This window comes from Frigoribacterium sp. CF331 (genome assembly GCF_057787905.1).
Genome location: NZ_CM173545.1, coordinates 2200069 through 2212789 on the forward strand (window position 1 = coordinate 2200069; position 12721 = coordinate 2212789).

At 69.7% G+C, this 12721-nt stretch carries 11 protein-coding genes; 7 read left to right on the top strand and 4 right to left on the bottom strand.

The genetic code is table 11. The features are described 5' to 3' along the window. The first annotated feature begins 125 nt into the window (after nt 1-125). The 4 genes from AC3CCI_RS10270 (at nt 126) to AC3CCI_RS10285 (ending at nt 4383) form a co-directional block, all read left to right on the top strand. Nucleotides 126-1424, top strand: coding sequence for a four-carbon acid sugar kinase family protein (locus AC3CCI_RS10270; RefSeq protein WP_488627123.1), 1299 nt, complete (start codon nt 126-128; stop codon nt 1422-1424). Continuing rightward, entirely contained in the window at nt 1421-2464 is a 1044-nt protein-coding gene (gene pdxA / locus AC3CCI_RS10275; RefSeq protein ID WP_354595484.1) for a 4-hydroxythreonine-4-phosphate dehydrogenase PdxA, read from the top strand. Before AC3CCI_RS10270 ends, pdxA begins: the two co-directional genes overlap by 4 nt. Nucleotides 2465-2493: 29 nt before the next feature. Continuing rightward, a complete protein-coding gene (locus AC3CCI_RS10280) occupies nt 2494-3270 on the top strand; it encodes a DeoR/GlpR family DNA-binding transcription regulator (RefSeq protein ID WP_488627124.1) in 777 nt (258 codons plus the stop codon). Between the two features lie 333 nt (nt 3271-3603). Continuing rightward, entirely contained in the window at nt 3604-4383 is a 780-nt protein-coding gene (locus AC3CCI_RS10285; protein WP_488627125.1) for an SDR family NAD(P)-dependent oxidoreductase, read from the top strand. Between the two features lie 298 nt (nt 4384-4681). Here the strand turns inward: AC3CCI_RS10285 and AC3CCI_RS10290 are convergent, their stop codons facing one another. Both AC3CCI_RS10290 and AC3CCI_RS10295 read right to left on the bottom strand, forming a co-directional pair. Further along, on the bottom strand, nt 4682-4903 hold the full coding sequence (locus AC3CCI_RS10290) for a hypothetical protein (protein ID WP_354595642.1): 222 nt from the start codon (nt 4901-4903) through the stop codon (nt 4682-4684). 866 nt (nt 4904-5769) lie between these two features. Beyond that, the gene (locus AC3CCI_RS10295) at nt 5770-6342 is read right to left on the bottom strand and encodes a TetR/AcrR family transcriptional regulator (protein ID WP_354595641.1); all 573 of its coding nucleotides are present in this window, start codon (nt 6340-6342) and stop codon (nt 5770-5772) included. Nucleotides 6343-6481: 139 nt separating this feature from the next. Here AC3CCI_RS10295 and AC3CCI_RS10300 point away from each other — a divergent pair, with 139 nt between their 5' ends. The 3 genes from AC3CCI_RS10300 to AC3CCI_RS10310 all read left to right on the top strand — a co-directional run bounded on the left by AC3CCI_RS10300 (nt 6482) and on the right by AC3CCI_RS10310 (nt 11477). Next, nucleotides 6482-7879 (top strand): MFS transporter, encoded by a 1398-nt coding sequence (locus tag AC3CCI_RS10300; RefSeq protein ID WP_488627126.1) that lies wholly within the window; start codon nt 6482-6484, stop codon nt 7877-7879. A 30-nt stretch (nt 7880-7909) separates the two neighbouring features. Continuing rightward, the gene (locus AC3CCI_RS10305; RefSeq protein WP_354595639.1) at nt 7910-9133 is read left to right on the top strand and encodes a glycoside hydrolase family 1 protein; all 1224 of its coding nucleotides are present in this window, start codon (nt 7910-7912) and stop codon (nt 9131-9133) included. 112 nt (nt 9134-9245) lie between these two features. After that, nucleotides 9246-11477, top strand: a complete 2232-nt coding sequence (locus tag AC3CCI_RS10310) for a glycoside hydrolase family 3 C-terminal domain-containing protein (RefSeq protein WP_488627127.1) — start codon at nt 9246-9248, stop codon at nt 11475-11477. A gap of 93 nt (nt 11478-11570) precedes the next feature. On the opposite strand, the gene AC3CCI_RS10315 is transcribed toward AC3CCI_RS10310, so the two are convergent. Both AC3CCI_RS10315 and AC3CCI_RS10320 read right to left on the bottom strand, forming a co-directional pair. After that, the gene (locus AC3CCI_RS10315) at nt 11571-11807 is read right to left on the bottom strand and encodes a helix-turn-helix domain-containing protein (RefSeq protein ID WP_354595637.1); all 237 of its coding nucleotides are present in this window, start codon (nt 11805-11807) and stop codon (nt 11571-11573) included. A 75-nt stretch (nt 11808-11882) separates the two neighbouring features. Beyond that, a complete protein-coding gene (locus tag AC3CCI_RS10320; RefSeq protein ID WP_354595636.1) occupies nt 11883-12656 on the bottom strand; it encodes an SDR family NAD(P)-dependent oxidoreductase in 774 nt (257 codons plus the stop codon). Nucleotides 12657-12721 lie beyond the last annotated feature (65 nt).

Below are 12721 nucleotides of genomic sequence, written 5' to 3' on the forward strand. Positions count from 1 at the left end.
ACCCGACGCCCGGTACCGCAGCGCTGCGAGGCCCTCGTCCGGGCTGAGGGACACTGTGCCATCACTGCGCGTTCTGCGCAAGACTGCTGGCGCGAAACGCGCAGCCGTGTCAGGATGACCGCATCATGCCCCAGATCACCGTCATCGCCGACGACCTGTCCGGCGCCGCCGAGACCGCCGAGCAGTTCCGGCTGCGCGGTCACGAGACCGCGGTCTCGCTCGGCGTGCCCACGGGCCCGCTCGTGCCGGTGACGGTCGTCGACCTCGGCACCCGGGCGGGCACCGCCGAGGAGGCGCGGGTCGCGATCGACGCGCTGCCCCTGTCACCCGGCGCCCTCGTCCTGAAGAAGACCGACTCGCTGTGGCGCGGTCACGTCGGGCCCGAACTCGAGGCCCTGGCCGCCCGCGGCTACGACGTGGTCGTGGCCGGGGCGCTGCCCGCGCTCGGCCGCACCGTCGTCGACGGGCGCCCCCTGGTCGACGGTCGGCCACTGGCCGAGACGTCCCTCTGGCACCTCGAGCCGCGCCCGGCCCCCGCGGTGCTGGCCGAGCTGGTCGACCAGCCGTCGGTGCTCGTCGGCCTCGACGTCGTGCGCTCGGGTCCGTCCGCGTTCGCCGGGTGCCTCGACGACGCGCTCGTCGGGGGACCCCTCGTCCTCGTCGACGCCGAGACCGACGACGACGTGGCCGCCGTGGTCGCGGCCGTGCTCCGGCTCGCGGCGCGCCCTGGGGCACGCCGGCCGGTCGCCCTCGCCGGCAGTGCGGCGCTCGCCGCCGCCCTGGCCGACGCGGTCGAGCCCACGACCCGCCCCGGGGGCGACCCCGCGGTCGGCGAGGGCGTCGATCGGCCCACGTCCGCAGACGCCGGGCCCCGGGGGTGGACCGGGCCCGAGCGGCCCGTCCTCGTCGTCGTCGGTTCGGCCGCCGAGGTGGCCCGGGGGCACGTCGACGTGCTCGCCGCGACCGGTGCGGACGTGCACGTGCTCGACCCGGCGGCGGCCGTCGGCGACCTCGTCGGCGCGACCCGCGCCTCCTTGGCCCGGTCACCGCTCGCGGTCGTGACCGTCACCGGACGACGGCTGCCCGACCCCCTCGCGGCCGCGACGACGCTCGCCCAGGTCGTCGCCCGCGTCGCCGGGGCGGAAGCGGTCGACCTCGTCCTGACCGGCGGCGAGACGGCGCGGGCCGTCCTCGACCGACTCGCGACGACGTCGCTCCGGCCGCTCGCCCAGGTCGAGCACGGTGCCGTGCTCAGCGCGACCGCGGACGGCCGACTCGTCGCCACGAAGCCCGGCAGCTTCGGCGGGCCGACCGTGCTCGCCGACCTCGTCGACCTGGTGCTCCGCACGCGCACCGGGGTCGACCCCCACGACCTCGCCGCGTCGGCCGCGTCCGGCGCCCCCACGAAACGGAGAACCCCATGACCACGACGACCCCCGACAGCCGGCCCTTCATCGCCGTCACGATGGGTGACGGCGCCGGCGTCGGACCCGAGGTCACCGTCGGCGCCCTGCTCGACGAGGCCGCCTACCGGGACGCCCGACCGGTCGTCGTCGGCGACGCGCACCGGTTGAGGCTCGGCGCCGCCGCCCTCGGGGTCGAGGCCGAGATCGTCGAGGTGGACGGGCCGGCCGACGCCGTCTTCACGCCGGGCCGCATCAACGTCGTCGACCCGCACCTCCTGCCGGCCGACCTGCCTTGGGGAGCCGTCTCGGCCGAGGCCGGCCACGCCGCGTACGAGTACGTCCGCATCGCCTGCGAGCTCGGCATGGCGGGGCTCGTGCAGGGCATCTGCACGGCGCCGCTGAACAAGGCGGCGCTGCACGAGGCCGGCCACGTGTTCCCCGGGCACACCGAGCTGCTCGCCCACTTCATGGGCGTCGGCGAGGTGTCGATGATGCTCTCGACGCCCAAGATCAAGGTCATCCACGTGACCACCCACATCGGACTGATCGACGCGATCGCCAAGATCGAGCCGGGCCTGGTCGAGCGCACCGTGCGCCGCGGCTGGGAGGCCCTGCGTCGGGCGGGCGTCGACGATCCCCGCATCGGCGTCTGCGCGATCAACCCGCACGCCGGCGAGAACGGCCTCTTCGGCCACGGAGAAGAGGCCGAGAAGATCACGCCCGCGATCGAGGTGCTGCAGGCGGACGGCATCCGCGCGGTCGGGCCGTTGCCCGCCGACACCGCGTTCTTCCTCGGCGGTCGTGGCGACTACGACCTCATCGTGGCGATGTACCACGACCAGGGCCACGGCCCCGTCAAGGTGCTCGGCATCGAGGCCGGCGTCAACATCACCGTCGGACTGCCCGTCATCCGCACCTCGGTCGACCACGGCACGGCGTTCGACATCGCGGGAACGGGCGTCGTGGCGGTCGGTAGCATGATCGAGGCGCTGCGCCAGGCGGTCGAGATGTCGCCCAGCCCGGCCGACGCGGCCCGGGTCGGGGCGCCGTCGGCCTGAGCCCGCCGCACGACGAGGACGGTCACCGCATGAGCACCACCGCGCGAGAGCGACGCCGCGACATCGTCGAGCTGGCCCACACCACGGGGTTGGCGAGCGTCGACGAGCTCAGCCGTCGCTTCGAGGTGACCCCGTCGACGATCCGGCGTGACCTGGCCGAGCTGACCCGCCAGGGTGAGATCGCGCGCACCTACGGTGGCGCCATGCCGCTCGGCGTGCCCGGTGCCGAACCGACCTTCCGCCAACGCAATCGCGAGGCCGGGGTGGCCAAGGCCGAGATCGCCCGGTGCGCCCGCATGCTCGTCCGCGACGGCGAGACCCTGCTCTTCGACGCCGGGTCGTCGGTCGCGGCGTTGGCCCGGGAGGCGCGCTCGGGTCTGGTCGCGACGGTCGCCACCACCTCGATCGCCGTCATCCAGCAGCTCGCCGACTCGGACGGCATCCACCTCGAGTGCCTCGGCGGCACGCTCCGCCCGGCGAGCCAGGGCTTCGTCGGGCCGTTGACCGAGGCCGCGCTCGAACGCATGACCTTCGACCGGGTGTTCCTCGGCGCGGACGGCGTGCTCGCGTCGGGCCACGTGGTCGAGGCCGACCTCGTGCAGACCCGGCTGAAAGAGCTGATGTGCCGGCAGTCCGAGCACGTCTACGTGCTGGCCGACGGCTCGAAGCTCGGCCGCGAGACCTTCCACGCCCGGGCCGAGCTGCCCGACGGCTGGACCCTCGTGACCGACGCCACGGCGACGCCCGAGGCCCTGGCCGGGTTCGCGGCCGCCGGTGTCGACGTGGTGGTCGCGCCCGCCGGCTGACGCCGGGGCGAGCCTGCGTCGCACCGCCGGATGGACGTCGCACCGTCACATTCGGCGGCGCGACGTCCACTCGGCGGTGCGACGTCGGCACGGACTCGGCTCACGGGCCTGCGGACCCGACGTGCTGCCCCGCGGAGGTCGAACCGCGCCGGTGCTGCGGCCCGCGCGGCGGCCGCCGCCCGTCGGCGCACGTCGTTCCCGGGGCAGCACCGTCCCGCGCGCCCCGACCCGCGCCTCCTGCTCGGGTCGCACCACGCTCGCGTCGTCGAACCGCGCTCCGGGGTGGTTCGACGACGCGACGGTGGTGCGACCTCGTCGGGCAAGATGGTCGGCATGCCCGCACCCACCGCCGCCCTGCCCATCGCCCTCGTCACCGGGGCCTCCGGCGGCATCGGCGCCGAGTTCGCCCGCCGCCTCGCACCCGACCACGACGTGGTGATCGTGGCGCGCGGCGGCGAACGCCTCGAGCAGGTGAGGGCCGAGCTCGCGACGACCCGCGCCTCCGGGTCCTTCACGTCCGTGGTCGCCGACCTCTCGACCCCCGAGGGGGTCGAGACCGTGCTGGCCGCGGTCGCCGACCGTCCGATCGACGTGCTGGTCAACAACGCGGGCGTCGGTTCGCACGGCGCCTTCGCCGAGGCCGACGCCGACGCGCAGCTGGCGCAGGTGCAGCTCAACTGCTCCCAGGTGGTCGCGCTGACGCGCGCGCTGCTGCCGGGCATGCTCGAGCGCCGACGCGGCACGGTCGTGAACGTCGCCTCGACGGCGGCCTTCCAGCCGATCCCGACGATGGCGCTCTACGGCGCGACGAAGGCGTTCGTGCTCTCGTTCAGCGAGGCGCTGCACGCCGAGGTGCGCGGCTCGGGCGTCACCGTGACGGCCTTGTGCCCCGGCGCGACCGAGACCGGGTTCTTCGCCGCGACCGGTCGGGACTTCCTCACGAGCGGTCGCCAGACGCCCGAGCAGGTCGTCACCGCGGCCCTGCGAGCCGTGCGCCGCCGCCGCGCCGTCGTCGTCAGCGGGCTCGGCAACGCGATCGGCGCGCAGGCCCACCGCTTCTTGCCGCGTCGACTCGTGACCGCGGCGTCGGCGCTGATCGTGCGCGAGCGCTAGGCCGCCGGCCCCGCCGAGGGCCACGAGCACGTCCGGCGCTTCGTGCAAGCGTCCTCGTCGCGCCTGGCGGTCGCGCCCTGAGCCAGAAGAGTGACCGCCGTGACCACGGGTGACACCCTGGCCTGGCCAGCTCCTACCCTGATGGGGTGGTCTAGAGCTGCCAGGCGGCTCTTGTCCGGCTGAGCAGCAGCGGCCCCGCAGCACGGCTCCCCCCGTCGGGCGAGGGCTTCTTCGTGTGCGCAGGCCGCTCTCGAGTGAGCGCTTGGACCTGCCTCCTCCCAAGAACCCGAGGGGGTGTTCATCCCGTGAAGAAGAAGACGGCCAAAGCAGCAACGCCGACGGCCAGGGCGGACCACCCGAAGAATCGGAACGGGCCTCGCACGGCATCCCCGCCTCGTCGCCCACGGATCGTCATGAAGTCGTCCCCGAACGCGCGAAGAACGTCGTCGGTCTTCAGCAGCGCGACCAGCCCGAACGCGGACATGAGGGCAGCGACGAGCAGAGCGGGCCACGAAGTCATGGTCGAACCCTGACACACGGCAGGTCGCCGCGCTCCCGGGGAGCCACTGCGTCGCCCTGAATGTCGCACCGTGCCCGCCAGGCCTCGCTTCCCGGTTTCAGGGCCGGACAGCGATCTGTGAGGCCGCTCCTGCGTCAACCGTCGGTGCCACCCAGGCTCCAACCCCTGCCAGAGCAGCTCGTCCCCGACGGCTACAGCTACGTCCTCGCCGACCTCGAGACCCGAGCGCGCCAAGCCCGGAGGCAGGCGCGCCGGCAGGTCGACACCAGACTCGTCGAGGTCTGATGGTCGATCGGTGACCTGCTGTCCCAGCGCCAGGCGCCCAGTGGTCGGGGGAGTGGCGTGTCGGGCCGGCTCGCGGATGACCTGCGCGCGGAGTTCCCGGGCATGAATGGGTCCTGGAGGTCGAGTGGGAAGTGCATTCGCGCCATTCCCCAGGCCTGGCCGGGGACACCGGCAATCGGCCGACAAGCTCTCGGCCGACTGCCGTCGGGGCACAGGCAACTCGCCAAGGACCCCGACGTGTTCGACTCCCTCGGCCTCACCGGAGGCGTCGCGGAGCGCGACCTCGAGCAGGCCCCCGTGGACCGGATCGACGACACGGGGCGGCGATCATCAGGCCTGCCAAGCTCGACGACCACGTCGCGGATTTGCTCGACTGGGTACCGTCGAGGGAAATCGGCCTCGCCAGTGTTGCCGCTGACGTCGTACTTGCCACCGGGCACGCCGATCCGGATGCCCCTACGTCGACGCCCTGACCTGGACGTGCTCGGGCAAGTCTCGCGGAAGGCGCGGTTGCCTTGAGCGGCGGTGGATCAGGCGAGCCTTCGTCGTGCTTTGCCGTTCAGTGGCCACGCGAGCGCACGTCAGCCGGCCGCAGTCGGCAGCTGGTCGCTACTGAGGATGCGCGCGACGAAGGTGCGAACGAGTCTCTCGAGGTCGATCGCGTCGGCGTCGTAGAGCCACTGCAGCTGGAGACCGTCGATGACTGCGATGAGCAGCGAGGCCAGGTCTCGCGCAGAGGGCGCCGTGTCTCCTTCTCGTCCTCGGACGACCTTCTCGATCAGGTACTCGAACTCATCGCGGACCTGCCCGTATCGCTGCTGGTGATATTCGTGAGCTGGGTGATCCGGCGAAATCGCCTCAGCCGACAGCACGGCGTAGAGCTCCACCAGTCGTGGCTCGTGGCGTGTGGCGGCGAGGGACTCGAAGAGGATCTCGAAGGACGCGGAGGCGTCCGACGCTTCGTCGGCCACCTTGCGCCCCTCGAGGTCTCGAGCGGCCAGCACCTCCATGAGGAGCTCGTCTTTCGACGCGAAATGGTGGGAGACACCTTTTGCCGTCAGGCCGCACATGCCCGCTATGTCTTTCATCGTCGTTCCTCGGTACCCGGAGGCCGCGAACATCTCGGACGCCGCATCGATGATGCGCGCTCTCACTTCTGGAGTCTTCGAGTACGGACCTCGTTGCCCTGCCATGACTCTCCTCAAAACGAAATTGTCAGCGCTGTGAGATTTATGCTACCTTCCGAAAACTACACCGCGATGAGGCGTTCACCGGTGGATCAAGGAGGATCACATGGCTCAGATCGATGGCATGAACCACAGCCCCATGGAGGACGACGCTCAGGCGCCAGGTGCCCCCGGGGCCCCCATCACTCCCCTCCCTGTGGGTGCTGGGGCTGTCGAACAGCCCGGAGCTGCAGGCGCCCAGGTGATCGCTGAACCGCATGGTTCCACCGCTCGGGTGTCACGAGGGTTCATCACGTTGATGGTCCTCGCCGCCGTCGGCGCGAACATCGCCTTCATCACACCCATCGCCATCTCGATCGCGCTCCGAGTGCAGCAGTTGGCCCCAGGAAACGAGGAGTATCAGGGGCTGATCATCGGCCTTGGCGCAGCGGGCGCGCTCGTGACCGCTCCGCTCGCCGGCATGCTCAGCGACCGCACGAGGACACGCCTGGGCAGGCGTAGCCCGTGGATGATCGGTGGAGCGATCCTCGGCCTCGGCGCCCTGGTCGTCATGGCGGCTGCGCCTTCCGTTCCGGTCCTCGCCCTGGGGTGGCTGTTCGCGCAACTGGGTTGGGGTACCGCCGCCGGGACGTTCCTGTTCATCCAGGCCGACCGCGTCCCCGAATCGCAGCGTGGCTCGGTCGCCGGTCTCATGGGCTTCGCCCAGATGGCCGCCCCAGTCCTCGGCTCGGTGATCGGCGCCGCGCTGGTGTTCAGCAACTACCTCGTCTTCCTCGTCCCCGGTGGCATCGGCTTCGCACTGATCGTGCTCTTCGCATTGACTGCCGCGCGTGAGAACCCGAGGGCCGTCGAGCCCGCCGGTGAGCGTCTGACCTTCGCTGCGGTTCTCCCGAACTACGTCTTCAACCCGCGCCTCCACCCTGATTTCGGTTGGAACTGGCTGGGTCGTTTTCTCTTCATGTTCGGTCTGACCCTGAACACCACCTTCACGATCTTCTTCGTCGCTCAGAAAGCCGGCACGGACATCGCCGGAATCGCGGGGCTCATCGCCCTGGTCTCGCTCGGCGGTGTCGGTGCCGCGGCCCTCGGTGCCCTCGGCGGCGGATGGCTGTCGGATCGCATCAAGCGCCGCAAGATCTTCATCCTCATCGCTGGCGTCATCTTCGCCGTCGCCGCCACCGTGATGGCCTTCGCCCCGGATCTCACCACGGTCGTGATCGCCGGCCTCGGAACGCAGCTCGCGATCGGCATCTTCTCCTCGATCGACAACGCGATCCTGCTCGACATCATGCCCAACCGCGAAGCCGAAGCCGGTCGCTACAGCGGCATCTCCCAGATCGCGATCTCGCTCGCTCAGGCCCTGGCCCCTCTGGCCGCCGCAGCGATCCTCCTCATCGGTGTCACCGGAACGGACAAGAACTACACCCTCTTGTTCCTCGTCGCAGCGGTCGTCACCCTCCTCGGGGCCCTCTCCATCTCGACCCGGGTCAAGGGCTCACGCTAGATGCACCCCCACAACGAAGGGACCGAACTGATGACCGACTTCCTCTGGGGTGCCAGCACCTCGCCCCACCAGGTCGAGGGAAACAACCTCAACAGCGACTGGTGGGCCCAAGAACAGGCCTTCCCGCAGATGTTCCAGCCCAGCGGCGACGCTCTCGACAGCTACCACCGTTACGCCGAGGACATGAAGCTGCTGGCTGACGCGGGATTGAACGCCTACCGGTTCGGCATCGAGTGGGCACGGATCGAACCCGTCGAGGGACACGTTTCACGCGCCGAACTGGCGCACTACCGGCGCATGATCGACACGTGCCTGCAACTCGGGCTCACCCCCATCGTCACGATCCACCACTTCTCGGTGCCCGCATGGTTCAAGGAGGCCGGAGGGTGGCTCGCCCCCGGGGCCATCGACCGCTTCCGTGCCTACGTCACGGCGTGCACCGACATCCTCCACGACGTGCCCTACATCGTCACCATCAACGAGCCGAACGTCTTGGCCTTGATGTCGCTGATGGATCAGGTGATGGTGTCCATGCGTGAGGGCACGTTCGACGCGGAAGCTGCAGCAGCAGGCCGCTCCGAAGGCCTGGCAAAAGTGGTGCCCCATCCGGAGATCGGTGACCGGCTCATCGAAGCACACAGGGCGGCCAGGGAGATCCTGCACGCGTCACTGTCCGGAAAGGTCGGATGGACCGTCGCCGGCCAAGCGTTCCAAAGCACCCCCGGCAACGAGGAGCGCTACACCGAGATCAAGTACGCCTGGGAAGACAAGTTCCTGGAGGCCGCCCGAGGCGACGACTTCATCGGCGTCCAGGCCTACACCAGCCAGCTCATCGACGGTACCGGGATCGTCCCGCACCCCGAAGACCCCGGGAACACGCTCACGGGATGGGCCTACCGGCCCGACGCCCTCGGAATCGCCGTGCGCAACGCCGCCGAGGTCACCAGGGGCGTCCCAGCGCTCATCACCGAGAACGGCATCGCCACCACGGACGACGAACGTCGGATCAGCTACACCTCCGCTGCGCTGTCGCATCTTGCAGAAGCCATGGCGGACGGCATCGATGTTCTCGGCTACTGCCACTGGTCCGCACTGGACAACTACGAGTGGGGAGACTGGGAGGCGACCTTCGGGCTCATCGCCGTCGACCGGAGCACGTTCGAGCGACACCCGAAGCCCAGCCTCGCGTGGCTCGGTGATGTCGCCCGGCAGGGCACGCCGACCCAGGAATCCCTGCCCGCCACTCACGCCTGACGAGACGAGCAAGGCACGGTAGGCACCACCCACCTCCGGTTGTCTCAGCCCGGCTGCCCACACCGACTTCCACGCCATGACGGCAGACCTCATCTCCTGAAGGAGCACGACCATGACGCATAATGCGATCCGCGGAGTTTCACTCATCGATGACGCGGCCCTGACCAGTGGCGGCACGTTCTGGTCGACCAAGGAAGACGACCAGGGCCGACGGGTCCTCCTCACGGACGGGCCGCACGGAGTCCGCTACCAAGCAGGCCAAGCCGATCACCTCGGCATCGCCGCGAGCGAGCCGGCGACGTGCTTTCCCCCGGCCGCGGGGTTGGGACAGAGCTGGGACCCCGAGCTCGCCAGGATCGTCGGGGCGGCCCTCGCCGTGGAAGCGCGGCACTACGGCGTCGGGGTGCTGCTCGGGCCCGGCATCAACATTCGCCGCGACCCCCGAGGCGGCCGCAACTTCGAGTACTACTCCGAAGATCCGCACCTCAGCGGCGTCCTCGGGTCCGCCTGGGTCCGCGGCCTGCAGAGCGGCGGCATCGGTGCGTCGGTAAAGCACTTCGCGGCGAACAACTCCGAGACGGACCGCATGCGGACGAGTTCCAACGTCGCCGCTCGGCCCTTGCGGGAGATCTATCTGCGTGCCTTCGAGCGCGTGGTGAAAGACGCTTCACCGTGGACGGTGATGTGTTCCTACAACAAGATCAACGGCATCCTGGCGAGCGAGAACAAGTGGCTGCTCACCGACGTCCTTCGTGGCGACTGGGGCTTCGATGGTGCCGTGGTGTCGGACTGGGGCGCCGTGGCTGATCGCGTCGCGGCAGTCTCTGCAGGCCTTGATCTCACGATGCCCGGTGGTGGCACAGCTGCGGGCGATGAGGACATCGTCGACGCCGTGCGTGCCGGCGTGCTCGAGGCCGATCTCGTCGAGCAGGCAGCCGACCGCGTCACGCGACTCATCGACCGCGTCACCGAAGGAGCCGCGTCCGTCGTCGCCGACCTCGACCTCGACGCCCATCACGAGCTCGCCCGCATCATGGCCGCGAACAGCATCGTGCTCCTGAAGAACGACTCCGGCATCCTCCCTCTCACATCCACGTCCCGAATCGCCGTCGTCGGACAGTTCGCGATGACGCCTCGCTTCCAGGGCGGTGGGAGCTCGCACGTCAACGCAGCCCACGTCGACATCCCGTTCGAGCAGATCGCCGAGCGAGCAGCCGATGTCACGTACTCACCCGGCACCGGTCCCGGCGCGCTCGCGTCAGCGGTCGAGGCCGCATCTCGCGCTGACGTCGCCCTGGTGTTCCTCGGACTTGCCGACCATCAAGAGACCGAGGGTGTCGACCGAACTGACATCGGCCTTCCTGCCGAGCAGCTCGAGTTGCTACGCGCTGTGGTCGCAGCCCGACCGGAGACCGTGGTCGTCCTCAGCCACGGGGGTGTCGTCGACCTGACCGAGGTCGACCGCCTGGCCCCAGCCATCGTCGACGGAGCCCTCCTCGGGCAGGGCGGCGGTCACGCCATCTCCGAAGTCGTCTTCGGTGACGTCAACCCCTCAGCCAAGCTCACCGAGACCGTGCCGATGCGTCTGCAGGACGCGCCGTCCTACCTCAACTTCCCCGGTGAGCACTCTCAGATCACCTACGGAGAAGGAATCTTCGTCGGCTACCGCGGCTACGACGCGCGCGACGTGCCCGTTCTCTACCCATTCGGCCACGGCCTCTCCTACACCACGTTCTCCTACGGTGAGATCACCGCGACCACCGACGATTCCGGTGTCACCCTCTCCCTGCCGATCACGAACACGGGCTCGCGGGCCGGCCGTGAGGTCGTCCAGTTCTACTCGGGTCTGTCCGACTCCGGCGTGCAGCGTGCACCTCGAGAGCTCCGGGCATTCGCCGCCGTGACCCTGGCACCTGGGGAGACGTCTGTCGCCACAGCGCACATCAGCCGTGGTGACCTCGCCTACTGGGAGGACCGCACCGACGCATGGGTCGTCGAGGGCGGGCACTACACCGTGTGGGCAGCTTCCTCCAGCCGCGACCTGCGCTCGAGCGTGATTGTCACGATCGAAGGAGACGATCCGCGGGTGCCCCTGACCGCCGCATCGACCTTGGGGGAGATCCTCGCCCACCCGATCGCGGGACCCGCATTCGGGCAGGCGATGGGAGGTGGCCTCGACACGAGCGAGGTCTCCGAGGTCGGGATGGGCGCAGACATGCAGAGCCTCACCAACGCCATCCCCCTCGACCGTCTCGGTGCGATGAGCGGAGGCGTTGCCGTGGTGGATGCGGCCGCGTTCGCCCCGTTGTTCGACATGGCAAACGCTCCAGACATCTGCAGCTGACGGTTTTCGCCCGAGGGGCACCTACGCCAGCTCGCTCTCTGCAGCGAGGCCCGGCAACGCCGTCCTGCCGACAGCTGATGCCGGGCCTCGACCTCAGGTCAACGCCCTGAGGTGCCCTGCATCGAGGTCGAGTTCCGTGAGCAGTCTGAGGACCACGAAGACGCTGGGACCGGTGACCTCGCCCTTCTCGATGCGCCGTAGGGTCGCTGTCGCGATGCTGGCACGACGGGCCAGATCTTCTTGTCGAAGCCCCCGGTCCCTGCGTGTGGTTCGTATGAGGTGTCCGAGTCGGGCCGCGGGGCGTCGATCTGTGAAAAGTGGGCTCGGCAAGGCTTACTTCTCCTCCTCCGGTCCGGCCGGATCGTGGCCGGCAGGGGTAGCTCTGACGACCACGGTGCCGGTAGTTCAGACGACGGACCAACCGCCGTCACTCGGCAGCACGGCGCCGTTGACGTTCGCGGAGTCGTCGCTCAGAAGCCAGGTGATGGCGGCGGCCAATTGCCCTGGTTGGGCTACCGGCGGGATGTTCACCTGCATGATGGGTCCGACCCGCGACGCGGCGTACTCGCTACGCATCGGCGCCTCGATGTTCGTCGCGACCGCTCCAGGCGCGACGGCATTCGCCCGAATGCCTTGGGGGCCGTGGAAGAACGCGACGCTCTTGGTGAACCCGGCGATGGCGTGTTTCGAGGATGTGTAGGCGGCGCCGGCGGCAGAGGCCCGGAGTGCCGCCTCGGAAGCGACGTTGACGATCGACCCCTCACCCGCGGCGATCATCTGGGGGAGCACCGCCCGAGTCAGGCGCATGGGACCTGTGACATTGACACTGAAAACTCGGTCCCAGGTGGCGTCGTCGACCTCGCTCGGCGGGAGGAAAGCGTCCATGATGCCGGCGACGTTCGCCAGGCCGTCGATCTGAGGGCCCGCAGCGGCCAGCAGGGCGACGATGGTCGCCTCGTCGGTGACGTCTCCTGCGACGGTCTCGACCGAGAGCCCCGCTCCGTCGACGAGCTCGGCGCGCAGGTCGTGCAGTCTTTCCGCGACGACGTCGGTCGCGATGACCCGGCCGCCCTCGTGGGCGACCCGGGTGGCCGTTGCGCGCCCGATCCCAGATCCTGCTCCGGTGATGATGATGGTCTTGCCGGCGAATCGCTGGGGTGTGGTCGATGTCGTGGTCATGTTCTCTCCTCGTATCCAGTTCTCAGATGGAAATTGTCGGTCGTGGTCGTGGTCGTGGTCGTGGT